The sequence below is a fragment of the Kitasatospora sp. NPDC036993 genome (assembly GCF_055607525.1).
On the sequence record NZ_JBVJRP010000021.1, the window covers coordinates 1 to 23,103 of the forward strand.

At 71.2% G+C, this 23,103-nt stretch carries 22 protein-coding genes; 6 read left to right on the forward strand and 16 right to left on the reverse strand.

Annotated features, from left to right (window positions below):
- On the forward strand, nucleotides 1-237 hold a 237-nt coding region (locus tag ACZ7C5_RS32695; protein WP_470324066.1), incomplete at its 5' end, for a hypothetical protein.
- A gap of 225 nt (nucleotides 238-462) precedes the next feature.
- Here ACZ7C5_RS32695 and tyrS read toward each other — a convergent pair.
- Nucleotides 463-1,731: a tyrosine--tRNA ligase gene (tyrS, locus tag ACZ7C5_RS32700; protein ID WP_470324118.1), complete on the reverse strand. Its 1,269-nt coding sequence runs from the start codon at nucleotides 1,729-1,731 to the stop codon at nucleotides 463-465.
- A 293-nt stretch (nucleotides 1,732-2,024) separates the two neighbouring features.
- On the opposite strand from tyrS, the gene ACZ7C5_RS32705 reads away from it, so the two are divergent.
- Nucleotides 2,025-2,546 (forward strand): HNH endonuclease, encoded by a 522-nt coding sequence (locus ACZ7C5_RS32705; protein WP_470324067.1) that lies wholly within the window; start codon nucleotides 2,025-2,027, stop codon nucleotides 2,544-2,546.
- Between the two features lie 120 nt (nucleotides 2,547-2,666).
- Here ACZ7C5_RS32705 and ACZ7C5_RS32710 read toward each other — a convergent pair whose 3' ends face one another.
- The 7 genes from ACZ7C5_RS32710 to ACZ7C5_RS32740 form a co-directional block, all read right to left on the reverse strand.
- Complete coding sequence (locus ACZ7C5_RS32710) at nucleotides 2,667-4,637, reverse strand: outer membrane protein assembly factor BamB family protein (protein ID WP_470324068.1); 1,971 nt, start codon at nucleotides 4,635-4,637, stop codon at nucleotides 2,667-2,669.
- 116 nt (nucleotides 4,638-4,753) lie between these two features.
- Nucleotides 4,754-5,059 (reverse strand): 4a-hydroxytetrahydrobiopterin dehydratase, encoded by a 306-nt coding sequence (locus ACZ7C5_RS32715; RefSeq protein ID WP_401092645.1) that lies wholly within the window; start codon nucleotides 5,057-5,059, stop codon nucleotides 4,754-4,756.
- Nucleotides 5,060-5,123: 64 nt separating this feature from the next.
- Nucleotides 5,124-5,303: a DUF1272 domain-containing protein gene (locus tag ACZ7C5_RS32720; RefSeq protein WP_401092647.1), complete on the reverse strand. Its 180-nt coding sequence runs from the start codon at nucleotides 5,301-5,303 to the stop codon at nucleotides 5,124-5,126.
- A 38-nt stretch (nucleotides 5,304-5,341) separates the two neighbouring features.
- A complete protein-coding gene (locus ACZ7C5_RS32725) occupies nucleotides 5,342-6,100 on the reverse strand; it encodes a sulfite exporter TauE/SafE family protein (protein ID WP_470324069.1) in 759 nt (252 codons plus the stop codon).
- Nucleotides 6,101-6,283: 183 nt separating this feature from the next.
- Entirely contained in the window at nucleotides 6,284-7,333 is a 1,050-nt protein-coding gene (locus ACZ7C5_RS32730) for an SPFH domain-containing protein (protein ID WP_470324070.1), read from the reverse strand.
- Between the two features lie 10 nt (nucleotides 7,334-7,343).
- Nucleotides 7,344-7,766 carry an NfeD family protein gene (locus tag ACZ7C5_RS32735; RefSeq protein ID WP_317620422.1) on the reverse strand — a complete coding sequence of 141 codons (423 nt, stop codon included), beginning with the start codon at nucleotides 7,764-7,766 and terminating at the stop codon, nucleotides 7,344-7,346.
- Between the two features lie 119 nt (nucleotides 7,767-7,885).
- On the reverse strand, nucleotides 7,886-8,677 hold the full coding sequence (locus tag ACZ7C5_RS32740) for an ABC transporter ATP-binding protein (RefSeq protein ID WP_188300480.1): 792 nt from the start codon (nucleotides 8,675-8,677) through the stop codon (nucleotides 7,886-7,888).
- A 149-nt stretch (nucleotides 8,678-8,826) separates the two neighbouring features.
- Here ACZ7C5_RS32740 and ACZ7C5_RS32745 point away from each other — a divergent pair, with 149 nt between their 5' ends.
- Complete coding sequence (locus tag ACZ7C5_RS32745; protein ID WP_470324071.1) at nucleotides 8,827-9,630, forward strand: hypothetical protein; 804 nt, start codon at nucleotides 8,827-8,829, stop codon at nucleotides 9,628-9,630.
- A 1,030-nt stretch (nucleotides 9,631-10,660) separates the two neighbouring features.
- On the opposite strand, the gene ACZ7C5_RS32750 is transcribed toward ACZ7C5_RS32745, so the two are convergent.
- From ACZ7C5_RS32750 to ACZ7C5_RS32760, 3 genes are all read right to left on the reverse strand, one after another.
- Complete coding sequence (locus ACZ7C5_RS32750; RefSeq protein WP_401092654.1) at nucleotides 10,661-11,317, reverse strand: response regulator; 657 nt, start codon at nucleotides 11,315-11,317, stop codon at nucleotides 10,661-10,663.
- Nucleotides 11,310-12,407: a GAF domain-containing sensor histidine kinase gene (locus ACZ7C5_RS32755; protein WP_470324119.1), complete on the reverse strand. Its 1,098-nt coding sequence runs from the start codon at nucleotides 12,405-12,407 to the stop codon at nucleotides 11,310-11,312. Before ACZ7C5_RS32755 ends, ACZ7C5_RS32750 begins: the two co-directional genes overlap by 8 nt.
- Before the next feature lie 276 nt (nucleotides 12,408-12,683).
- Nucleotides 12,684-15,287, reverse strand: coding sequence for an FHA domain-containing protein (locus tag ACZ7C5_RS32760; protein WP_401092656.1), 2,604 nt, complete (start codon nucleotides 15,285-15,287; stop codon nucleotides 12,684-12,686).
- 223 nt (nucleotides 15,288-15,510) lie between these two features.
- On the opposite strand from ACZ7C5_RS32760, the gene serB reads away from it, so the two are divergent.
- Nucleotides 15,511-16,767, forward strand: coding sequence for a phosphoserine phosphatase SerB (gene serB, locus ACZ7C5_RS32765; protein WP_401092659.1), 1,257 nt, complete (start codon nucleotides 15,511-15,513; stop codon nucleotides 16,765-16,767).
- 143 nt (nucleotides 16,768-16,910) lie between these two features.
- Here the strand turns inward: serB and ACZ7C5_RS32770 are convergent, their stop codons facing one another.
- From ACZ7C5_RS32770 to ACZ7C5_RS32780, 3 genes are all read right to left on the reverse strand, one after another.
- Nucleotides 16,911-17,438 carry a SixA phosphatase family protein gene (locus tag ACZ7C5_RS32770; RefSeq protein ID WP_401092661.1) on the reverse strand — a complete coding sequence of 176 codons (528 nt, stop codon included), beginning with the start codon at nucleotides 17,436-17,438 and terminating at the stop codon, nucleotides 16,911-16,913.
- Nucleotides 17,439-17,561: 123 nt separating this feature from the next.
- Nucleotides 17,562-17,684, reverse strand: a complete 123-nt coding sequence (locus tag ACZ7C5_RS32775; protein WP_262987086.1) for an SGM_5486 family transporter-associated protein — start codon at nucleotides 17,682-17,684, stop codon at nucleotides 17,562-17,564.
- Nucleotides 17,685-17,819: 135 nt separating this feature from the next.
- Entirely contained in the window at nucleotides 17,820-19,109 is a 1,290-nt protein-coding gene (locus tag ACZ7C5_RS32780) for a CynX/NimT family MFS transporter (protein WP_401092665.1), read from the reverse strand.
- 123 nt (nucleotides 19,110-19,232) lie between these two features.
- On the opposite strand from ACZ7C5_RS32780, the gene ACZ7C5_RS32785 reads away from it, so the two are divergent.
- On the forward strand, nucleotides 19,233-19,922 hold the full coding sequence (locus ACZ7C5_RS32785) for a FadR/GntR family transcriptional regulator (RefSeq protein WP_401092667.1): 690 nt from the start codon (nucleotides 19,233-19,235) through the stop codon (nucleotides 19,920-19,922).
- Nucleotides 19,923-20,115: 193 nt separating this feature from the next.
- On the opposite strand, the gene fabI is transcribed toward ACZ7C5_RS32785, so the two are convergent.
- Complete coding sequence (gene fabI / locus ACZ7C5_RS32790) at nucleotides 20,116-20,883, reverse strand: enoyl-ACP reductase FabI (RefSeq protein ID WP_188300471.1); 768 nt, start codon at nucleotides 20,881-20,883, stop codon at nucleotides 20,116-20,118.
- A gap of 2 nt (nucleotides 20,884-20,885) precedes the next feature.
- Nucleotides 20,886-21,605, reverse strand: coding sequence for a 3-oxoacyl-[acyl-carrier-protein] reductase (gene fabG, locus ACZ7C5_RS32795; protein ID WP_188300470.1), 720 nt, complete (start codon nucleotides 21,603-21,605; stop codon nucleotides 20,886-20,888).
- A 294-nt stretch (nucleotides 21,606-21,899) separates the two neighbouring features.
- Here fabG and ACZ7C5_RS32800 point away from each other — a divergent pair, with 294 nt between their 5' ends.
- Nucleotides 21,900-23,063, forward strand: a complete 1,164-nt coding sequence (locus ACZ7C5_RS32800) for an MBL fold metallo-hydrolase (RefSeq protein WP_470324072.1) — start codon at nucleotides 21,900-21,902, stop codon at nucleotides 23,061-23,063.
- Nucleotides 23,064-23,103 lie beyond the last annotated feature (40 nt).

The following is a 23,103-nucleotide window of genomic DNA, read 5'->3' on the forward strand; positions in this document are numbered from 1 at the left end:
CTGGCGTTGACTTTTGGCACGCTGTTGAGTTCTCAAGGAACGGACGCTTCCTTCGGACTGCCTTCCAGCAGGCCCTCCGGGCTTCGTTCTTTCGTATTTCAAGCTTATCAGATGTTTTCCGCTCCGTTTTCCGGAGTTTCATTCATTCGATTTCCCGAACTGGTTGGTGTTGCTTTTCGCGACGTCCACCACATTAGCGCATTTCGAGTGTTACCCGAAATTCACTCTCTCGCCTGATTGACGGAACGCCAATGAGCCCATATTCATGGGGGTCAGAATGAGAGTGGGTCTTGCTGAGTGGGGTGGCCGCTCCAGCGACTCGTTCAACACTAGGCCACCCGGAGGACATCGTCAAACGTCGAGGGCCGGATCTGTCCAGATCCGGCCCTCGGGACTCAGAGCCGCAGCTCAGAGTGGATTCGTTTTCAGCCAGCCTCGGCCGGACGGTCGCTCAGCCGCCGATCAGCCGGCGGCGACCAGCTCCGCCGCTGCCAGGTTCCGCTTGCCGCGCCGCAGCACGAGCCAGCGACCGTGCAGCAGATCGGCCTCGGTCGGCACCGCCTCCTCGTCCGTCACCTTGACGTTGTTGAGGTAGGCGCCGCCCTCCTTGATCGTCCGACGGGCGGCCGAACGACTCGGCGACAGGCCCACGGCGACCAGCAGGTCCACCATCGACTGGAGTTCGGGCACCACGGCCTTCGGGACCTCGGCCAGGGCTGCGGCCAGGGTCGGGGCCTCCAGGTCGGCGAGGTCGCCCTGGCCGAACAGCGCCTTGGACGCGGCGACCGCGCGCTCGTACTGGTCGGCACCGTGCACCAGCGTGGTGAGTTCCTCGGCGAGGGCTCGCTGGGCGAGGCGGGCGGCGGGGCGCTCGGTGGTCTCGCGCTCCAGCTCCTCGACCTCCTCCTTCGAGCGGAAGCTGAAGATCCGCAGGAAGTTGGGGATGTCCCGGTCGTCCGCGTTCAGCCAGAACTGGTAGAAGGCGTACGGGGTGGTCAGCTCGGGGTCGAGCCAGACCGTGCCGGACTCGGTCTTGCCGAACTTGGTGCCGTCGGCCTTGACGATCAGCGGCGTGGCCAGCGCGTGGACGGACTTCCCGTCGGCCTTGCGGATCAGGTCCGTACCGGCGGTCAGGTTGCCCCACTGGTCGCTGCCGCCCGTCTGCAGGGTGCAGCCGTAGCGGCGGTTCAGCTCCAGGTAGTCCATGCCCTGGAGGATCTGGTAGCTGAACTCGGTGTAGCTGATCCCCGCGTCGGAGTTGAGCCGTCGGGCGACGGCCTCCTTGGCGATCATGTTGTTGACCCGGAAGTACTTGCCCACGTCACGCAGCAGGCTGATCGCCGACATCCCGGACGTCCAGTCCAGGTTGTTGACCATGCGCGCCGCGTACGGGCCCTCGAAGTCGAGGAAACGCGAGATCTGGCCACGCAGGCGTTCGACCCAGCCGGCCACCGTATCCGGGTCGTTGAGCACCCGCTCGGCAGTGGGCTTCGGGTCGCCGATCAGGCCCGTCGCGCCGCCGACCAGGCCCAGCGGGAGGTTCCCCGCCTGCTGGATGCGGCGCATGGTGAGGATCTGAACCAGGTTGCCGAGGTGCAGGCTGGGGGCCGTCGGGTCGAACCCGCAATAGAACGTGACCGGGCCGTCCGCGAACGCCTTGCGCAGTGCGTCCTCGTCAGTGGACAGGGCGATCAGCCCTCGCCACCGCAGCTCGTCGACGATGTCCGTCACGGTCACGCTTCTCCTTCGATCGGGCGTCCGCCCGGTGCCGGCCCGGTTCGATCGGGCCCCGGGTCGGTACGACTCCAGCCTGATAGAGCCTACGCGGTTCCGGCCAGCGAGTTTTCCCCGAGGCACCCCTCCCGGCCGGGCCGCCCACGCACCGGGCCCCTCCCGGATACCGGAAATTCCGTTGTTCGACGGCTGTGGGCCCATTCAGAGTGGTTCCACCGCCGTGCGGCGGCAGTGACGTGTGTAAAGACGGTCGTGCCGCCGTGGCACGCCCGCGGGAAGGGGTGTGCCGAGTGCGCAACACGCTGGTTCTGAACGCGAGCTACGAGCCCCTGACGACGGTGTCGCTCCAGCGCGCCGTCGTCCTGGTGCTCCAGGACAAGGCGGTGGTGGAGCAGGCGCATCCGCTGCGCTCGATCCGGGGAACCGGCGTGGCCGTCCCGGTGCCCCGGGTGATCAGGCTGCAACGGTACGTACGGGTGCCGTTCCGACAACAGGCTCCGTGGTCTCGGCGGGGTGTCCTGGCCAGGGACCAGCACCTGTGCGCGTACTGCGGTAGGCGGGCCACCACGGTGGACCACCTCCAGCCCAGGTCGCGCGGTGGTGCGGACAGCTGGATGAACACCGTGGCCGCCTGCCCGGAGGACAACCAGCGCAAGGCGGACCGCACGCCGGAGCAGGCCGGGATGAAACTGCTGCGTCGGCCGTTCGTGCCGACACCGCAGGCCAGCCTGATGCTGGCGCTGGGCCTGCGCAGCTCGGAGGTCCGGGACCTCGCCGACTGGCTGCCGGGCCGGCCGGTCTCCGCGGCGTGAGGCGGTACTGAGGAGGACTGAAGTGGTTCCGGGACAACTCTCGGGACCGAGGACACTCTCGGTGTGAGAACGGACCGGTCGCCGACGCGAACGGCGGTGGGCGTGTGCCGGGCGGAAGGCTCAGTCCTTCGCCTGGTACCCCGCCGCCGTGCCGTAGTTGGTCGAGTGCTCGGGCACCACGACCACCTGCCCACCGCCGATCAGCACCCGCCCGGAGATCAGCAGCGAGCCGGTGCCCGACGGGAAGTTGCCACCGGTCGCCTCCTGGCCGCCCGCCAGCGGGAACCGGCTGAGGCGGGCCGGCTGGTCGCGGCGCTCGTCGGCGGCGAGCACCAGGGATCCCCCGTCGATGCCGACCGCCCGGGCGGCGCCTGCGGCGGAAGTCGGCACCTTCCAGTACTGCTTGCCGGTGTCCAGGTCGTAGCCGATCGCGGCCACCGGCCCGCCACCGTTCGCCGGGGCCAGCGTGGTGACCATCGTGCGGCCTTCGAAGTACACACCGGGAGTGGCCGAAAACGTCCCGTGGGCGACGTCCAGCCGGCCGCCGTCGACGGCCACCGGAATCTCGGCGGCCGGGTCGCCGCCGGCGCCCCAGGCGAACACCCGGTCGTCCTCGGGCTTCTCTCCCGTGGTGAGGACCACGGACGGCTCGGCCGACAGCACCGTCACCGTCTTCGGCTGGTTGTTCAGGCCCCGCCACCAGCCGATCTTGCCGTCCGCGATGTTCAGTGCGACTGCCTGGGCGGGGGGCGTCGAGTCGGCGCACGAGGAGGCGACGAGCACGGTCTTGCCGCTGACACCGCCGGAGAGGGTGCAGAACTTGCCCTGACCGGTGTACTGCCAGACGTCCTTCCCCTCGGCCGACTCCCACGCCACCGCCCGGTCGTCGCCGACGGCGACCACCTTGTCCTCGGTGACGCCGACCCGGGCCGAGTACGCGCCCTTGGTGTCCGAGACGGTCTTGGTCCAGGCGGTCTTGCCGGTCTTGGTGTCCACGGCGGCGACCAATGTGCAGGGGCTCTTCGGGTCGGCCTGCGGACGGAACAGCGCCGCCCCCAGGCCCGCCTGGCTCACACTCGCCGAGAGCCCGCACGGAACGGCGCCGACGGCCGGCGGCTCCACCGACCAGGTCTGCTTGCCGCCCGCCCGGTCGTACGCGTGCACCCCGGAACCGTCGGCCCGGACCACCGCGTCGGCCAGCAGCCAACTGCCGACCAGCGTGTCGTCGCCCCCGGACGAACCGGCCGCGGCGGGCTGCGCCGCCCACACCCTTGCGTGCGCCACCGTGAAGCCCGGCTCACCGCCGCCGCTCGCCGCCGCGCTGCCACCGCCCTCGGCGCCGACCATCAACCCGGCCGCCACCAGCACTCCCAGTGCGGCCACCCCTGCGCCGGTCCGCACCAGCAGTGCCTTGCGGCTGGGCATGTGATCCCCGGTGAGCACCGCGTCGGCGGCCTTCCGGGCCCTGGCGGAGAACGAGGAACCGGAGTCCGAAGCTGTGCCGGACCGGCCACCGGCGCCTCGACGGGCGGCCCGCGACGGCGCTGCGGGCTCGGCCGGGCGCTCGGGGGTGTGCTCCGGGGACGTCGCCGCGGGCTCCTCCGGGACGGGCACGGTCGTCGGCCCGGCCTCCTCGATGTGCACGTAACCATCCGCCGAGTACTCCGCGCCCGCCGGAACGTACAGCCCCTCCCCTAGGGGCTGCTGCGAGGCGGCGTACGACGTGTGTGGCTGCTGCTGCGTGTGGTCCGGATACTGCGGGTACGGCTGGTACTGCTCCTGGCCGCCGCCGTACTGGCCCTGGACGTAGCCGCCTTCGACATAGCCGGTCCGGCCGTACCCGCCCTGGTCGTAGCCGGTGTGCCCGTACGTGTCCTGGCCGTAGACCTCCTGGCCGTGCGGCGGCTGCTGCCCGTACTCGGCGGAGCCGTAGCCCGGCTGCGGTTGCCACTGGATCGGCTGCTGCGGCGACTGGTGCGACGTCTGGTGCTGCTCGGAGTACCCGCCGTACACGTCGTTCTGCCAGTCCGGGGGGTTCTGCGGCTGCCACGGCTGCTGGGCGTGGGCGTCTCCGAAGGGCTCCTGGGCCATCCGTTGCGTCCCTCCCGAACCGTCTGCCTGCCGATGCGCCAGTCAGCATCTCACGCCCGCACGGGAACGCGGCCCGGGCCCTCGCTCGTACGGTCCCGGGCTCTCGGCCGTGCGCGTCAGGCCGCCGACTCGGCGCGCAGGGCCTCGTCGATGCGGGTGGCGAGGGTGAAGTCCAGAGCGGTGAGGCCGCCTGCGCTGTGGGTGGACAGGACGAAACGCAGCGTGCGCCAGCGGATGTCGATGTCGGGGTGGTGGTCGAGCGCCTCGGCCTGCTCGGCGACGGCGGCGACGACCCGGATCGCCGCCGGGAAGTCCGGGGCGTCGGCGCCGCGGGCGATGCTCTCGCCTTCCCGCGTCCACTGGGGCAGTGCCGCCAGGGCCGCCGTGATCTCGTCCTCGTTCAGCCGGGCCCTGTTGCTCATCGCCGCGCTCCTGGTGGGTCGTCATCCTGGGTGCCGGGATTCCGGGAGGTCCGGGGTCCCGGTGTCAGGCGGCCTTCCGCCGCGGCCGGGCCGCCAGTTCGCCACCACAGTTGGGGCAGGCGGCGGCCATGGCCTCGGTGCAGTCCGGGCAGAAGGTGCACTCGTAGGAACATATCGAGGCGGGGCCGTCTGCGGTCAGCGACACCGCGCAGCGCTCGCAGGTCTCACGCATCTCCAGGGCCATGACGTACTCCTCCGACGTGCATACGGTCTGACGGTCGTTCAACTCACCAGCAGCTTGGTGACGGCCGCCAGGCCGACCACCACGATGACCCCGCGCAGCGCGGTCGGCGGGAGGCGGCGGCCGACCCTGGCACCGAGCAGGCCACCGAACAGTGAGCCGGCCGCGATCAGACCGGCGGCGGCCCAGTTCACGGTCGAGGTGAACAGGAAGAACAGCGCGGCGACGCTGTTGACGATCATCGCCAGGGCGTTCTTCACCGCGTTGATCCGCTGGAGGTCCTCCTGGAGCAGCATGCCCATCAGCGCCATCAGCAGCACGCCCTGCGCGGCGCCGAAGTAGCCGCCGTAGATGCCGGTGAGGAACACCCCGACCAGCAGCACCGGGCTGCCGTCCGGATCGCCGCCGGGGCGGCGACGGGCGGCGACGACCTTGGCGACCCGGGGCTGGATCACCACCAGGACGAGGGCCAGCAGGATCAACACCGGGACGATCGCGTCGAAGGCGCCGCTCGGCAGCTTGATCAGCAACAACGCGCCGACCAGGCCGCCGAGCAACGAGGCCGTGCCCATGCGCAGCACGCGGCGGCCCTGGCCGGCCAGTTCCCTGCGGTAACCGATCACGCCACTGAGCGAACCGGGGACCAGGCCGAAGGAGTTGGAGACGTTGGCGGTGATCGGCGGGATGCCGACGGCGAGCAGGACCGGGAAGGTGATCAACGTGCCGGAGCCGACAATCACGTTGATCATCCCGGCACCGACGCCGGCCACCAGGACGGCGATCGACTCCCAGAGCGTCATGGGTCACCTCTCCTCTCGGTCCTGTCCGAGGGGATCATGCCGGACCTCCCTGCCGCCCGACCAGACCCGCCCGTGATTCGGGACGTACGCCACAGTGCCGGGGCCGCAGGCTTCGCCGCAGTGAACGGCCAAGGGCCCGTCACCTCTCGGCAGCGGGCCCTCGGCGAAGCACGAATCGACCAATCACTCCGGGTCGATCTTCGGGTACTCCCGCGCAGAGTCGACCCGGGGGCGAGCAGCACCCTTCTCGGTGTCCACCGGCCGCGGGCCGGACGCCGGGTCCAGCGGCACCTGAGTGGCCGCCGGGGCGGTCTGCGGGATACTGGGCGCCGCAAGCGCGCCTCCGTTCACCCCGCCGTTGCCGGTCAGGCCGGTGAAGGCACCGCCGAGGCCCTTGAGCGCGTCGCCGACCTCGCTGGGGATGATCCAGAGCTTGTTGGAGTCGCCCTTGGCCAGCTCGGGCAGGGTCTGGAGGTACTGGTAGGCGAGCAGCTTCTGGTCGGCGTCGCCGTCGTGGATGGCCTCGAAGACCGTCCGGATCGCGGCCGCCTCACCGTCGGCGCGCAGGACCGCCGCCTGCGCCTCACCCTCGGCCTTGAGCACCTCGGCCTGCTTCTCGCCCTCGGCCTTGAGGATCTGGGCCTGGCGCTGGCCTTCGGCGGTGAGGATCGCGGCGCGCTTGTCCCGGTCGGCGCGCATCTGCTTCTCCATCGAGTCCTGGATGGAGGTCGGCGGCTCGATCGCCTTCAGCTCGACACGGTTGACCCGGATGCCCCACTTGCCGGTGGCCTCGTCCAGGACACCGCGCAGGCCGGCGTTGATGACCTCGCGCGAGGTCAGGGTGGACTCCAGGTCCATCGAGCCGATGATGTTGCGCAGCGTGGTGACGGTGAGCTGCTCGATCGCCTGGATGTAGCTGGCGACCTCGTATGTCGCGGCGCGGGGGTCGGTCACCTGGTAGTAGATGACGGTGTCGATGTTGACGACCAGGTTGTCCTGGGTGATCACCGGCTGCGGCGGGAACGGCACGACCTGCTCGCGCAGGTCGATCCGGTTGCGGACACGGTCGATGAACGGGACAACGATGTTCAGCCCTGCGTTGAGCGTCCGGGTGTAGCGGCCGAAGCGCTCCACGATCGCGGCGCTGGCCTGCGGGATGACCTGGATCGTCTTGATCAGCGCGATGAAGGCCACCACGACCAGGACGACCAAAACGATAAGGACGGGTTCCACGGACTCTCCCCTAGACGACCAGGGCGGTCGCGCCCTGGATTTCGACGACGTCGACCTGCTGCCCGGGTTGGTACACCTGGCCCGGGTGGAGTGCACGGGCCGACCAGATCTCGCCGTTCAACTTGATCCGCCCGCCCTCCCCGTCGACGGTTTCCGCGACGACCGCGGTGGCACCCTGGAGCGCCTCGATGCCCATCTTGACGTGCGGGCCCTTCTGGAGCTGCCGGTAGGCGATCGGGCGGACGAACACCACCAGCGCGACCGAGACGACGACGAAGGTCAGGGTCTCCAGGACCACTCCCCCGCCCAGTGCGCCCACACCCGCGGCGGCCAGCGCCCCGACCGCGAACATGGCAAACTCCGGCATCGCGGTGAGCACCAGCGGTATGCCAAGCCCTGCGGCGGCCGCAAGCCACCAGATCCAGCTGTCCACACGTCCATCCTAGGGAGCGAAGGCTTTCGAAGCGGACAGTTCCCGCAGGTCGAGGGGCGGAAACCGGTCGCGCGTGCGACCGGTTCCGACAGCCCTCCCGATGACGGGCGAACAGAGCCTCAGCCCAGCGGCAGACCCTGGGCCGACCAGCGGTCGCCGTGCCGCTCCAGGGTGAGCGGCAGACCGAAGCACTTGGAGAGGTTGCGGGCGGTCAGCTCGGTGTCGATCGGACCGGCCGTGAGCACCTTCCCCTGGCGGATCATCAGGACGTGGGTGAAGCCCGGCGCGATCTCCTCGACGTGGTGGGTGACCATCGCCATGGCCGGAGCGAACTCGTCCTGAGCGAGCGCACCGAGCCGGCGGACCAGGTCCTCGCGGCCGCCGAGGTCCAGGCCGGCGGCGGGCTCGTCGAGCAGCAGCAGCTCGGGGTCGGTCATCAGGGCGCGGGCGATCAGGGTGCGCTTGCGCTCGCCCTCGGAGAGAGTGCCGAACTTGCGGTCCGTGAGGTTCGCCATACCGAGGCGGTCGAGCAGGGCGAGGGCACGGGCCTCGTCCGACTGCTCGTAGGTCTCCTGCCAGCTGACCGTCATGCCGTATGCGGCGGTCAGCACGGTCTGGAGCACGGTCTGCTCGGCCGGCAGCTTGTCGAACATGGCGGCACCGGCCAGGCCGATCCGGGAACGCAGCTCGAAGACGTCGATCTCGCCGAGCTTCTCACCCAGCACCGTGACCTTGCCCGAGGTCGGGAACAGGTACGAGGAGGCGATCTGCAACAGCGTGGTCTTGCCGGCGCCGTTCGGGCCCAGGATGACCCAGCGCTCGCCCTCGGAGATGGACCACGAGACCTGGTCGACCAGCGCGCGCCCCTCTCGGACCACGGATACGTCCACCAGCTCCAGCACGTCGCTCATGCCTATGCCTTCCCCAAAAACAAGATTCTCGGCCGTCGGTGCGGGCGGCGAGCCTACTCCGGCAGCCGGTGGGCACGGAGTGGGTGCGCCGCACACGCATGGGCAAACCTACGCCACGCGGATGACCGCCGATTCCGTAGGCTGGCCGGATGCTCGCGACTCCTCCCGACAATCCGTACGAAGAGCCCCGTTCGGGGCGGCTCACCGCATGGGGCAACGCCCTGCTGGCGGGCCTGGTGCCGCCCGACGACGCCGCTGCGGCTGTCCTGGGAACGGACGAGATCCACCGAGTGTCCGGGCTCCCCGGGGACGAGCCCGGCGAGCGGCACGGGCTGACCTGGGCGCTGGGACGGCTACGGGTACTCGGTGTGAAGGGTCTTCGCCTCGCATTGCCCTCAGCCGGGCATCCGCTGGGACTGACCGGCCCAAGGGCTTTCAACGAGCGCGCCATGAGTGCGGGCGAGGCCGTCCTGGCCGTGGGCGCACCGCTTGGGCTCGTGCCGGAGGTGGAAGTTCACGGCCCGGCCTGCGACCGCTCGGTCACCGTGCTGTGGCGGTGTTCCGACGTCAACGATGCCCCGCCGGCGGACGTACCGTCGCTGCACGAAGCCGAGCGTGAACTGGCAGACGGGCTCCGGGAGGCGACCATCATGCTCACCCGCCTCGATGTGGCCGGCGCCGGACCGGAAGCCCTTCGTGCCCTCGATGCCTACCGGCGGCGCGGCCACGGCGAGCTTCTCGCTCCCGGCTACCCGCCCCGGGCCGTTCGTGTCCTGGAGTCGGCCCGCCAGGTGTCCGTCTTGCTGTCGATCGCCTCCGGCGGGCACGGCGCCGCCGTCAGCGCCTCCGAGATGGTTGCCCGCCAGACCGTCCTGGCTCCGCTGTGGCGCACCGCCCGGCGTGCCCAGGTGGCCGCCTACAACACCCTTGTCGACGAACGAGACGACCGCTGAGACGTTCCGACTCCGAGGGCCGGCAGCAACGAGCGCAAGCACCTCGGCGCGCTCGTACCTGCCGTCGGCGCCAGGGGCCAAACCTTCCTGAGCTGCGGTGGCCTCCAGCCTGCGCAGGGACCACCCCAATACCTCGGCTGCCTCAGCTGCCGAGAAGCTCTCCCCGAGGCGCCGCTCCAGGGCCTCGACCGCGGCCCGTGCCGTGGCCGCAGCCCTGTGCAAGCGTTCGGTGACCGCCTGCTCCACTGCGGCATACGAGACGGCGGCCAAGGACTCCCGGCTGTACGTCGGCCAGCCTCGGTATCCGCCGCAGGGGCGAAGATCCCCTGCGGCGGCAAGCCGCCTGACGTCCTCGGCGATCACCAGCAGGCCAGTGGTGTGCCCCAGGACCGTGGCCGCCTTGGCCGCCCCCACCGGTGGCACGACGCCCAGCGCAAGGACGATCTCCTCGGCACGGACCTTCAGCTGTGCCTCGACCATCGCCGACCAGGCGCCGGTGGCGAGGTCCGGCTCCGGGATCAGTTCACGTTCCCGTGCCAGGTTGAACTGCCATCGCCGCATCCGGAGTCGGCGCCTCAGCAACTCCGGGCCATAGGCCTCCCGGTCTCGGACCGTGTCCTGGACCGACCTCGCTGCGCGTTCGACAACCACGCCTGTACAACCGCCGGTGCACGTCTCCGGACACTCGGACAAGGGGCGGCCTTCCTCCCGCCCTCGACTTCCGCCTCCACTCCCGGCAACCGGCCTCGACCGAGACTCGGAACCCGACGGGCCGTCGAACAGGCGGCATGTCAACTGAAGCTCGTGGGCCAATACGACAGGCCCGCACTCACTGCGCATCGCGTTCATCCGGCCCTCCCTCGGGATCGGTGTCGGCGCTCAGCCTGGCACAGCTGAATGGCGGCACATCGCCCGAATTCGGGCTTCCCCTGCCGAACGGCATACCCTGGGCCGCTGTTTGACGCCTGCCTTGGCCGAAAACCTGTCGATCGGCACGGCGTCCGCGTCGACGTCCCGCGCCCCCGGCGCACTACTCCTCGCGGGTTTCGCCGTGGCGAACGGCCCAGAGTGCGGCCTGGGTTCGGTCGGCCAGGTCCAACTTCATGAGGATGTTGGACACATGGGTCTTCACCGTCTTCTCCGACAGGTGCAGGCTGCGGGCGATCTCCCGGTTGGACCGGCCATCGGCGATGTGGCCGAGTACCTCACGCTCGCGCTCGGTGAGGGTGCCACCGCGGCCCTGGGAAACGCGTGGGCCATCGTCGGAAAGCAGGGCTTCGGCCAGTTCGGGCTGAAGCAGGACGTGTCCGGCATGCACTGAACGGATCGCCCCGGCCAGCGCCTCCGGATCCACGTCCTTGTAGACGTAACCGGCCGCGCCGGCCCGCAGCGCGGGCACCATCGTGCGGTGCTCGGTGAAGCTGGTGACGATCAGGATCCGGGCCCTGCTGCCCTCACCCTTGAGCGTGCGCAGCGCCTCGATGCCGTCGACGTTGGGCATCTTGAGGTCCATCAGGACGACGTCGGGGTCGAGTTCACGGGCTCTCTCGACGCCCTCCGCCCCATCGGCTGCCTCCCCGACCACCTCGATGTCGTCCTGGACCTCCAGAAAGGTACGCAGCCCGCGCCGAACCACCTGATGGTCGTCGACCAGCAGGACACGGATCGACGGTGTGCTCTCAGGCACCGGGGACCTCCATCTCGACGAGCGTCCCCCGGCCGGGGGCCGACTCAAGGGTGAGCGTGCCGCCGACGGCGGCCGCGCGGTCGCGCATCGAGGCCAGGCCGAGGTGGCGGCCGGCTCGACGAACGGATTCCGGATCGAAGCCGCGCCCGTCGTCGTGCACCCGCAGCACCGCACCGCGCGCGGGCGTCCCGGCCAAGATGACGGAGACCCGGCCGGCGCCGGAGTGGCGCAGCGCGTTGTGCAAAGCCTCCTGGGCGACTCTCAACAACGCGGCTTCCTGAGCGGGCGGCAGCGCCCGGACGCCGGCGGCGGCGAAGGTGACGTCGGCGGCGTGCGCCCGGTCGAGGACCTGCACCTGGGAGGCCAGGGTCGCGCTCAGCCCGTCCTCCTCCAGAGCGGCGGGGCGCAGCTCCACGACTACGGCACGCAGCTCGTCAGCGGCCTCTGCGGCCAGCCGGGCGACCTCGGCGAGTTCGGCCCGGGCCCGGGCCGGGTCCCGGTCGACGAGCTTCGCGGCGGCCTTGGCAGTGAGCCGGAGCGAGAAGAGCTTCTGCGAGACGGCATCGTGCAGGTCGTGCGCGATCCGGGCACGCTCACCGGCCAACGTGAGCTCACGGCTGCGCTCGTACAGCCGTGCGTTGGACAGGGCAAGGGCCGCGTGCGCGGCGAGGATCCGCAGCAGTTCCTCGTCGTGATCGGTGAAGAGGCCGCCGCCACTCTTGTTGGCGAGGAAGATGACGCCCATCACCTCCGGCTCGTCCTCGGCCGCGTCGGTGTCCAGGATCGGCATGCCCAGGAAGGCGTCCATGTCGGGGTGGGCGGCGGGCCACCCTTCGAAGGCGGGCGCTTTGCGGACGTCCACGAGCCGGGTGGGCCCGGTCTCGTGCAGCATCGCGGCGAGCACACCGTGCTGCCGGGGCAGTGGACCGATCGCCCGCCACTGCTCGTCGGTGACGCCGTCGACCACGAACTGGGCGAAGCCCCCGTGGTCGTCGGGCACGCCCAGGGCCGCGTATTCGGCACCGAGCAGCCCCCGGGCCGAAGCGGTGATGCGGCGCAGCACCTCGCGGACCTCCAGGTGCCGGCTCATGGCGAGCAGCGCCTGGCTGACGGCCTCGATCCCGGACAGGCAGGATTCGCAGGCGGGAAGCGGACCCGGGTGGGCCCGGTGGTCTCCGGTGGTGCTGGACATACCGCCAAACTACCGCCGCCCCGACGAGCGCCGCGTCCGTCCGCGGCCGCCCCGGGCCCGGGTCCGGGGACCTAGGCCGCAGGGCCCGCCCGGGATCGCCACACGACCGAGGGGAACGCTGAGGGGCGGCTCTCCCCCATGGGAGAACCGCCCCTCAGCCTGTCGGAGAAGAGCTCAGCCCTTCTGCATCACCTCGGGCTCGTGCCGGCGCTGGAGCCGGGTCACGATGACGCCGATGATGACCGAGACGACGATCAGCACGCCCGCGTCGATCGCCCACTGGGCGACGCTGTGCTCCCAGAGCGGGTCGTAGTTGGGGTTCTGGAAGTCCTTGTTCCAGGGGCCCATGAGCTTGGACAGGTCGAGCGTGGTGGCCACGATGCCGGTGCCCCAGCGGGCCGGCATCAGCCAGGCGCCCTGCTCCAGTCCGGGCTTGCTGAAGATCTGGAAGAGGCAGCCGGTGAAGACGACCTGGATGATGGCGAACATGACCAGCAGCGGCATGGTCTTCTCGGCGGTCTTCACCAGGGCCGAGATCATCAGGCCGAACATCATCGCGGTGAAGCTGAGCAGGATCATGCCGATGGTCATCTCGATGACCGGGAGGTTCTTCACGATCAGGCCGGTCTCGGGCAGCTTGCGCGGCAGGAAGCCGACGGCGGAGATGATGGCGCCCTGGATCACGCTGAAGAATCCCAGCACGATGACCTTGGACATCATGTACGCCGAGCGGGAGAGCCCGGTGGCTCGTTCTCGCTCGTAGATCGCCCGTTCCTTGATCAGTTCTCGGACCGAGTTGGCCGCTCCGGAGAAGCAGGCGCCGATCGCGAGGATCATGATGATCGTGGCGGCCCCGCTGTTGAGGTGGAGCTGTGTCTTCGGGTTGGCCGCGAGACCCGCCTCGTTCGGTACCAGCACACTGACCGCGCCGATGACGGCCGGCAGCAGTACGGACAGCGCGAGGAAACCGCGGTCCGAGGCGAGCACCGACATGTAGCGGCGCATCAGCGTCCACAACTGCGAGCCCCAGCTCTGCGGCTTCGGCGGTTTGACGGCCTCCTGGGCGACCTGGACGTGCTGCACCTCGCCCGCCTCCGCGACGGGCGCGGAGTACTGCTGGTAGTGCACGGAGCCGCGGTAGCGGCCGGCCCAGTCGTGGTCCGGGTAGTTCTCGAAGGCCTGGAAGATGTCCGCCCAGGTCTCGTACCCGAAGAAGTGCAGCGCCTCGTCCGGCGGGCCGAAGTAGGCCACCGAACCGCCCGGCGCCATCACCAGCAGCCGGTCGCAGAGCGCGAGCTCGGCCACCGAGTGGGTGACGACCAGGATGGTGCGGCCGTCGTCGGCGAGGCCGCGCAGCATCTGCATGACCTCGCGGTCCATGCCCGGGTCGAGGCCCGAGGTGGGCTCGTCCAGGAAGATCAGCGAAGGCTTGGTGAGCAGCTCCAGGGCGACCGAGACGCGCTTCTGCTGGCCGCCGGAGAGCGCGGTGATCTTGTTGTCGGCCCGCTTGTCCAGGCGCAGCTCGTACAGCACCTCGTCGATCCGGGCCTCGCGCTCGCGCGGCTCGGTGTCGCCGGGGAAGCGCAGCCGGGCCGCGTACTTGAGGCCGTTGCGCACGGTGAGTTCGCGGTGCAGGATCTCGGACTGCGGCACCAGGCCGATGCGCGAGCGGAGCTCGGCGAACTGCTTGTAGAGGTTGCGGCCGTCGTACAGCACCTCGCCGCGGTCGGCCGGGCGGTAGCCGGTGAGGGCGCGCAGCAGCGTGGACTTGCCGGAGCCGGACGGGCCGATGACCGCGACCAGGGACTTCTCCGGGACGCCGAAGCTGACGTCGTTGAGCAAGATCTTCTTGCCGCCCTTGTGCTCGACCTCGACGGTCAGGTGGCGGGCGGAGAAGGAGACCGCGCCGGTGTCGACGAACTCCTGGAGCTGGTCGCCGACCAGGACGAAGCCGGAGTGGCCGACGGTCAGCCGGTCCTGCGGGCCCATCAGCTGACGCTGCACCCGCTGGCCGTTGAGGAAGATGCCGTTGTGGCTGCCGAGGTCGATGATCTCGTAGCGGCCGTCCGGGAGCTGACGCAGCTCGGCGTGGTGACGGGAGACCTGGAGGTCGGACACCACGATGTCGTTGTCCAGCGCACGACCGATCCGGACGGTGCGCATGGCCGACGTCAGGTTGCGGATGATGGTCGGCTGCGGGCCGCCGCCGCCGTCCTGCTGCGGCGGGGCCGGGAAGCCCTGCTGCGGGAAACCGCCGTGCTGGGGCTGCTGCTGCGGGGCCGGCTGGGCCTGCGGCGGCGCGTACTGCTGCTGCGGGAACGGCTGCTGGGCCTGCGGCTGCCCCGGCCAGGCCTGCTGCTGCGGCTGCTGGTACGGGTCGTGCTGTGGCCAGCCCTGCTGCGGGGCGGGCGGCTGGGGCGTCGGCACCGGACCGCGGCTGGTGGCGGCCTCGTGCATCGGGGTGGCCGACGCCGCGGCGGCGTGCGCGGGTGCGGAGAAGCCGAGCCGGGGGCCGTTCTCCGGGTTGCCGAGGTTGACCACGGCACCGGGGAACAGCTGGGCCTGCATGGTGCGGGCGCCGGCCACGTACGTTCCGTTGGTGCTGCCGTGGTCGTCCAGCTGCCAACCGCTGCCGTTGAAGCTCATGGTCCCGTGGTGCCAGGAGACCCTGGCGTCGTCGAACGGGAAGTCCGACTGCGGGTTGCGCCCGATGGTGTAGGACCGCCCGGGCTCCAGAGTCCGCTGCTGTCCGTTGATCTCAATGACGAGTTGCGGCACTGCTCGCCTGCCCCGCTCTCTCGGTTCCCCCGAATTGTGGCCCCCGGCCGGGGCTGCGATGTTCCTCTGACTGACGGGGGGAATCATTCCAGCCCGCCGACCGGCGATGAAAGTCACCCCGGGTGACTGTGACCAGGCTGCTACCCGCCGCGGTCCCGCGGCGTCCCGCGAGGTGGGACGGGTGCTCCCGGCCCATCGGGCGCCCGGTAGCGTGGGAGGCACCATGAACGCATCGCCCCTGGCCGCTGAGCCCCTTCCCGCCGCCCAGCACCGGACCGCGGACGAGCGCACCCTGCTCGTCAAGGTGTTCGGCAAGGACCGCCCCGGCATCACCGCCGGCCTCTTCGCGACGCTGGCCGGCTTCGGCGTCGACGTCATCGACATCGAGCAGGTCGTCACCCGTGGCCGCATCACGCTGTGTGCCCTGGTCACCCCGCCCCCCGCACCCGGCGCCGAGGGTGGGCTGCGGGCCACCGTCCACCGCTGGGCCGACGAGCAGAAGCTCCAGGCCGAGATCCTCTCCGGCATCGGTGACAACCGGCCGCGCCGCGAGGGCCGTTCGCACGTCACGGTGCTCGGCAACCCGCTGACCGCCGCCGCCGTCTCCGCGCTCACCTCCCGGATCACCGCCTCGGGCGGCAACATCGACCGTGTCTTCCGGCTCGCCAAGTACCCGGTGACGGCGGTCGAGCTGGCCGTCTCAGGTGTGGCCACCGACGAGCTTCGGGCCGCGCTGGCCCAGGAAGCGGCTACCCAGCGGGTGGACGTCGCGGTGGTCGCCGCCGGGCTGGAGCGCCGGGCCAAGCGTCTGGTGGTCATGGACGTCGACTCCACGCTCATCCAGGACGAGGTGATCGAGCTGTTCGCCGCCCACGCGGGCTGCGAGGAGGAGGTCGCCGAGGTGACCGCGGCGGCGATGCGCGGCGAGCTGGACTTCGCCGAATCGCTGCGGGCCCGGGTGGCGCTGCTGGCCGGGCTGGACGCCTCGGTGACCGAGAAGGTCCGCGCCGAGGTCCGGTTCACTCCGGGCGCCCGCACCCTGATCCGTACGCTCCAGCGCCTCGGCTACCAGGTCGCGGTGGTGTCCGGCGGTTTCACCCAGGTCACCGACCACCTGGTGGAGCAGTTGGGGCTGGACTTCGCCGCCGCGAACACCCTGGAGGTGGTGGACGGCAGGTTCACCGGCCGGGTGGTCGGCGAGATCGTGGACCGCGCGGGCAAGGCCCGCTGGCTGGCCCGCTTCGCCGAGCAGGCGAAGGTGCCGCTGGAGCAGACGGTGGCGATCGGCGACGGCGCCAACGACCTGGACATGCTGAACGCGGCCGGGCTCGGCGTGGCGTTCAACGCCAAGCCGGTGGTGCGTGAGGCCGCCGACACCGCGGTGAACGTGCCGTTCCTGGACACCGTGCTGTACCTGCTGGGCATCACCCGCGAGGAGGTCGAGGCGGCCGACGCGCTGCACGGCACCCCGACCGAGTAGAACCCCACCCGCCCTCCGGCCGAGCGGGGCCGTCCCCCGCCCCCGGCCGACGGAGTGAGGCCCGCCGGAAGAGGGCCTGTGGACGCACACGAGGGGCGCGCGGATCCAACCGCGCGCCCCTCGCGTTCGTGCACGTTCCGGGGTCAGTCCTGCGGCGTGTGGTACGAGACCAGCTCGGCCACCCCCGGCTCGACGCCCTTCCAGGAGCCGTCGAAACTGAGCACCGCGATCCCCGCCGTCGGGAAGCCCCCGAGCCGCAGCCGCTCCAGCGCGTCCGGGTCCCCCGCGTCGCCGGCCAGCACCTGGGTGAGGCCCAGCACGCCCGGGTTGTGCCCGACCAGCACCACGTCCGCGTACTCCTCCGGGGTCTCCTGGAGCACGGCGATGATCTCGCCGGGGCTGGCCTCGTAGACCCGCTCCTCGTACACCGTCTTGCGGGCCCGCTTGGCCAGCTCGTGCGCCGCCGTCTTCCAGGTCTCGCGGGTGCGCAGCGCGGTGGAGCAGAGCACGTAGTCGGGGTTGATGCCGGAGTCCGCCAGCCAACGGCCGGCGTCCTGGGCCTGGTGGCGGCCCCGGTCGGCCAGCGGCCGCTCGTGGTCGTCGACGCCGTCCGGCCAGTCGGCCTTGGCATGGCGGAGAACGATGATCCTGCGGGGCGTTTCGGCGCTCATACCCAGCAAGCTTGGCAGAAAAGCGGCCCGGCGGCGCGACGCTCCCGGGTGCCGCCACTCCGAGGGACGACGGGTGCCATCGCACCCCGCCCGCCGGGGCGTCGTGCGGCGTACGGACCGCGGTCAGCCCATCGCCGTGGCGACGGAGGCGATGACCGCCACCAGCACCGCGATGGCGGCGAAGGCGAGGGCGATGCGGCCGAGCTGCTTGCGGCCGTCGGTGGGATCGGGATCGAGAACGGGCATGTCCGGGATTCTTCCATCCCGAACACGCCCGCCGTCCGCCGACCCCACCGCCTTGGCTGGGGCTTGACCTTCCGCGTCAGGCCTCGGCCCGCACGACCGGGCCAGGCCCGTCGCTCTCCCCCGCCCCGTCGGGTGTCACGCCTTGGCCTGCTCCGCCCGGTGGACCGCCTCGTCCTCGATGTGCCGGGCGAGCGCCGCGCGCAGGCCGAACAGCATCTGCGGCACCAGCAGCAGGGCCAGGAAGCCCAGCGGCCAGTGCCACTGGCCGGTGACCTCGTAGATCCGTCCGATCAGGATCGGGCCGGGGATGGAGATCAGGTAGCCGACGCCCTGGGCGAAGGCGGACAGCTGGGCGACGCCGCCGGCCGTCCGGGCGCGCAGTCCGATCATCGTCAGCACCAGCGGGAAGGCGCAGTTGGACAGGCCCACCAGGACCGCCCAGACCCACGGAGCACCGGCCGGGGCGAGCGCCAGCCCGGCGTACCCGGCGATGCCGCAGAAGGCCAGCACGACCACGAACAGCCGCTGGTCGCCGCGGCGGGCGGCGAGGTTGGGCAGGACGTAGGAGACCGGAACGCCGATCGCCATGGTGACCGCGAGCAGCACCCCGGAGGTGCCCTTGTCGATGCCGGAGTCCTGGAAGATCTTCGGCAGCCAGCCCATCACCACGTACGCACCGGTGGCCTGGAGGCCGAAGAAGCAGGCCATCGCCCAGGCCGTACGGCTGCGGGTGATCGGCAGCTTGGCCGGGACGGCGCCGTCGGCCTCCCGCCCGCCGCGCTCGCGCTTGGCGATCAGCACCGGCAGCCAGAGCACCAGCGCGAGCGCGCCGATCCCCGCCCAGATGCCCAGGCCGTAGCGCCAGTCGCCGCCGAACGCGTTGGTCAGCGGCACGGTGACGGCGGCGGCCAGCGCGGTGCCGGCGGACAGTGCCATGGAGTACAGGCCGATCATCGGACCGACCTTCTCCGGGAAGTACCGCTTGATCACGACCGGGAGCAGCACGTTGGAGACCGCGACACCGGCCAGCGCGAGCGCGGTCAGCAGCAGGAAGACGGCGGTACCGCCGGCGAAGGAGCGGGCCAGCACGCCCGCGGTGATCGCGCCCATCCCGGCCGTGACCACGGCGATCGGGCCGAGCCGGCGGGCCGCGGCCGGGGCGGCGAAGCCGAACAGCGCGAAGCACAGCGACGGGACGGCGGTGAGCAGTCCGGCGAGCGTCGGGTTCATCCCGAGGTCGTCGCGGACCTGGTCGAGCAGCGGCCCGAGGCTGGTGACCACGGGGCGCAGGTTGAAGGCGGCGGCGGCGATCGCGACGGCGAACAGCCAGCCCAGGTACTTGACGGAGCCGGAGGCGGCGGGCCGCTCGGTGGTCGGCGGCCGGCTCTCGGTCCGGTTGGAAGCGGTGGTGTCTGCTGCGGGCATGAGGAGCATCATAGAATGATGGGATGAATTGATGCACCCTGGAATTGGCATGATGTGCCGACCGTTCATCCACCGGCCACCTCCACCCAGGCCCCACCCGAGCCGTAGTCGCAAGGAGTACCCGTGGCGCTGTCCTCGCCGAGGCGCACCCCGCTGTCCGACCAGGTGATCGCACAACTGCGTGCCCAGATCACTTCCGGTGAGTGGCCGGTCGGCTCGCGCATCCCCACCGAGGCCGCCCTGGTCGAACAGCTCGGCGTCGCCCGCAACACCGTTCGCGAGGCCGTCCGCGCCCTCGCCCACAACGGCCTGCTCGACATCAGACAGGGCTCCGGCACGTACGTGCTGGCCACCAGTGAGCTGGCCGGAGTGATGCACCGCCGCTTCGCGGACGCCGACCAGGCACAGGTCGCCGAGCTGCGGGCTGCCCTGGAGACCTCCGCTGCCGGCCTGGCCGCCCACCGCCGCACCGCACGTGACCTGGAGCTGCTGGACGGTGCGATGGCCCGCAGGGAGGCCGCCTGGCACTCCGGTGGCGCCGAGGACTTCGTCCAGGCCGACGCCGCCTTCCACCACGCCGTGGTGTCCGCCGCCCACAACGACGTCCTGCTCGCCGTCTATGCCGACCTCGGCGAGGTCACCCGCGAGCACCTGCGGCACGATGTCGGCCCCGAGCTGATCGCCGAGCGCTACATCGGCCACCAGAGCATCCTGGAGGCCATCCGGGCCGGCGACGCCCAGCGCGCCTCGGTCGAGGCCGGCCGCGCCATCGGCGCCTGCGGCACCACCGAGTGCGGCACCGCCAAGGTCTGACCCCCGCACCGGCACCCGGCCCGGCGACGAGACCCACGCGCCAACCCACACCCTCGCCCACGCCCCTGCGCACGCCCACACCCCCGACCTCGCCGGCCCCCGCCCCGAGAGCGCACCGACGTAAACGCCGCTGCCCGGCACCCCGTGAAGGGGCGCCGGGCAGCGGCGTACGGCCGGCAGTACGGCCGGGGCGTCAGGCGCCGATGGCGTGCAGACCGCCGTCGACGTGGACGATCTCACCGGTGGTCTTCGGGAACCAGTCCGACAGCAGCGCGACGATGCCGCGGCCGGCCGGCTCCGGGTCGCTCAGGTCCCACTTCAGCGGAGAGCGCTGGTTCCAGGTGTCAGCCAGGTCGCCGAAGCCCGGGATGGACTTGGCGGCCATAGAGCCGATCGGACCGGCCGAGACCAGGTTGCAGCGGATGTTCCGCTCGCCCAGGTAGCGCGCGAGGTAGCGGTTGGTCGACTCCAGGGCGGCCTTGGCCGGGCCCATCCAGTCGTACTGCGGCCAGGCGAACTGCGCGTCGAAGGTCAGGCCGACCACCGAACCGCCGTCCTGCATCAGCGGCAGCAGCGCCGTGGTCAGCGACTTCAGCGAGTACGCCGAGACGTGCATCGCGGTGGCCACGGACTCCCACGGGGTGTCCAGGAAGTTGCCGCCCAGCGCGTCCTGCGGCGCGAAGCCGATCGAGTGGACGATGCCGTCCAGGGTCGGCAGGTGCTCGCGGACCTGGTCGGCGATGCCGGCCAGCTGCTCGGGGTTGGAGACGTCCAGCTCCAGCACCTTGACCGGGTGCGGCAGCTTCCTGGCGATCCGCTCGGTCAGGCTCGGGCGCGGGAAGGCGGTGAGGATGATCTCCGCGCCCTGCTCCTGCGCGAGCTTGGCGGTGTGGAACGCGATGGAGGACTCCATCAGCACGCCGGTGATCAGGATCCGCTTGCCTTCGAGGATTCCACTCATGATCAGTGACCCATGCCCAATCCGCCGTCGACGGGAATGACGGCTCCGGTGATGTACGCGGCCTCGTCCGACCCGAGGAACCGCACGGTGGACGCGACCTCGGCGGGCGCCGCGTAGCGGCCCAGCGGCACGCCCGAGACGATCTCCGCGCGGCGCTCGTCGCTGAGCACAGCGGTCATGTCGGTGTCGACGAAGCCGGGCGCGACCACGTTGACGGTGATGTTGCGCGGGCCGAGTTCGCGCGCCAGCGACCGGGCGAAGCCCACCAGGCCGGCCTTGGAGGCGGCGTAGTTGGCCTGGCCCGGGGAGCCGGACAGGCCCACCACGGACGAGATCAGCACGACACGGCCCTTCTTGGCACGCATCATCAGCTTGGACGCGCGCTTGACCACCCGGAAGGTACCGGTCAGGTTGGTGTCCAGGACGGAGGTGAAGTCCTCCTCGGACATGCGCAGCAGCAGGGTGTCGTGGGTGATGCCCGCGTTGGCGACCAGCACCTCGACCGCGCCGTGCTTCTGCTCGATCTCGGTGAAGGCGGCGTCGACCTGCCCGGCGTCCGTGATGTCGCAGCGCACCGCGAGGACGTCGTACTTGGCCAGCGCCTCGGGCACCTCACCCGAGCGGCTGGTGATGGCCACCTTGTCGCCCGCTTCGGCGAAGGCCTGGGCGATCGCGAGGCCGATGCCCCGGTTTCCTCCGGTGACGAGAACCGAGCGGCTCAACGATCCACCTCTCTCCGTGTGTGAACACGTACGTCAGAATGCGTACGCAGTGTGACGCTATCGGGCGGTCGGCGGCGGCGGCGCATCGGGCTCCCACAGCGCCACCCCGAAGGATCTGTCGCAATCCGACAATCCGTGCCCGCCCCAGCCGTCCCGGCCGCGGACATCGCCCAGGCCCGGGCGCCGCCCGGATCCGAGCGACTGTACGGGAACAACACGGGCGGGCGCACCCGTTGCCCCCGTGGTGCGGGCCGCCCCGGGACGGGCCGTGCCGATCCCCGACCATCCCGGCGAGTGACGAAGGCAGAGCGGATGACCATGGCACGGCCCGGGAGCACCCACCGACGCGGACGACTGCTGGCCCTCACCGCCCTGGCGGCCGGCCTGGGCGCGACCGCCTGGGCCCTGCGCGACCTGCCGGCGGCGTTCGGCCGGCGGCCGGACGGCGAGCGCGAGGAGCGGGTCCGCAACTCCCCGCAGTACCGCGACGGCGTCTTCCACAACGCACCCTCCACCCTCGCCCGCGCCGCCGGCGTCCCCGGCTTCGACGGCGCCACCGCCCGTCGGATGATCTTCGAGCGCGAGGGCCGCGTCCCCGCCCACCCGGTGCCGACGGTCCGCCCCGCCACCCCGCCCGGGCCGGCCGCCGAGGGCGTGGAGGTCACCTGGTACGGGCACGCCTCGGCGCTGGTGGAGATCGAGGGCTTCCGGGTGCTGCTCGACCCGATCTGGAGCGACCGCTGCTCCCCCGCCGCGCTCGTCGGCCCCAAGCGGCTGCACCCGGTGCCGGTGGAACTGGAGGAGCTGCCGCAGGTCGACGCGGTGCTGATCTCGCACGACCACTACGACCACCTGGACATGGCGACGGTCAAGCGCCTGGTGCGCAGCCAGTCCGCGCCCTTCGCGGTGCCGCTCGGCATCGGCGCCCACCTGCGCCGCTGGGGCGTCCCCGAGCACCGGATCATCGAGCTGGACTGGGACGAGACCTGCAACCTGGGCGACCTGGTGCTCACCCTGACCGCGGCGCACCACTTCTCCGGCCGCGGCCTGACCCGCAACACCACCCTGTGGGGCTCCTGGGTGGTCGCCGGCCCGAGCCGCAGGGTCTTCTACACCGGAGACTCCGGGTACTTCGAGGGCTACGCCCGGATCGGCGAGCAGCACGGGCCGTTCGACGCCGCGCTGGTCCAGATCGGCGCCTACGACGCGGCCTGGGCGGACATCCACATGACCCCCGAGGACGCCGTCCTCGCCCACCGGGACCTGTCGGCCGGCCTGCTGGTGCCCGTCCACTGGTGCACCTTCAACCTGGGCCTGCACCCGTGGGCCGAGCCGATCGAGCGGCTCGTCAAGGCGGCCAAGGAGCAGGCCGTCCCGCTGGTCGTGCCGCGCCCCGGCGAGCGGGTGGACGTCGACAACCCGCCGGAGCCGGACGGCTGGTGGGAGACCGTCGGCTGACGGCCCGCACCGGCTCGCCTACTCACCTACTCACCTGCGC

What these genes read in the sequence shown, in the direction of transcription:
- ACZ7C5_RS32770 (WP_401092661.1), bottom strand. Translation starts at nt 17,438, where the DNA reads ATGAGCGCCGAAACGCCCCGCAGGATCATCGTTCTCCGCCATGCCAAG.
- ACZ7C5_RS32740 (WP_188300480.1), bottom strand. Translation starts at nt 8,677, where the DNA reads ATGAGCGACGTGCTGGAGCTGGTGGACGTATCCGTGGTCCGAGAGGGG.
- serB (WP_401092659.1), top strand. Translation starts at nt 15,511, where the DNA reads ATGAACGCATCGCCCCTGGCCGCTGAGCCCCTTCCCGCCGCCCAGCAC.
- ACZ7C5_RS32725 (WP_470324069.1), bottom strand. Translation starts at nt 6,100, where the DNA reads ATGACGCTCTGGGAGTCGATCGCCGTCCTGGTGGCCGGCGTCGGTGCC.
- ACZ7C5_RS32755 (WP_470324119.1), bottom strand. Translation starts at nt 12,407, where the DNA reads ATGAGCCGGCACCTGGAGGTCCGCGAGGTGCTGCGCCGCATCACCGCT.
- ACZ7C5_RS32780 (WP_401092665.1), bottom strand. Translation starts at nt 19,109, where the DNA reads ATGCCCGCAGCAGACACCACCGCTTCCAACCGGACCGAGAGCCGGCCG.
- ACZ7C5_RS32715 (WP_401092645.1), bottom strand. Translation starts at nt 5,059, where the DNA reads ATGAGCAACAGGGCCCGGCTGAACGAGGACGAGATCACGGCGGCCCTG.
- ACZ7C5_RS32775 (WP_262987086.1), bottom strand. Translation starts at nt 17,684, where the DNA reads ATGCCCGTTCTCGATCCCGATCCCACCGACGGCCGCAAGCAGCTCGGC.
- fabI (WP_188300471.1), bottom strand. Translation starts at nt 20,883, where the DNA reads ATGAGTGGAATCCTCGAAGGCAAGCGGATCCTGATCACCGGCGTGCTG.
- ACZ7C5_RS32710 (WP_470324068.1), bottom strand. Translation starts at nt 4,637, where the DNA reads ATGGCCCAGGAGCCCTTCGGAGACGCCCACGCCCAGCAGCCGTGGCAG.
- ACZ7C5_RS32745 (WP_470324071.1), top strand. Translation starts at nt 8,827, where the DNA reads ATGCTCGCGACTCCTCCCGACAATCCGTACGAAGAGCCCCGTTCGGGG.
- ACZ7C5_RS32720 (WP_401092647.1), bottom strand. Translation starts at nt 5,303, where the DNA reads ATGGCCCTGGAGATGCGTGAGACCTGCGAGCGCTGCGCGGTGTCGCTG.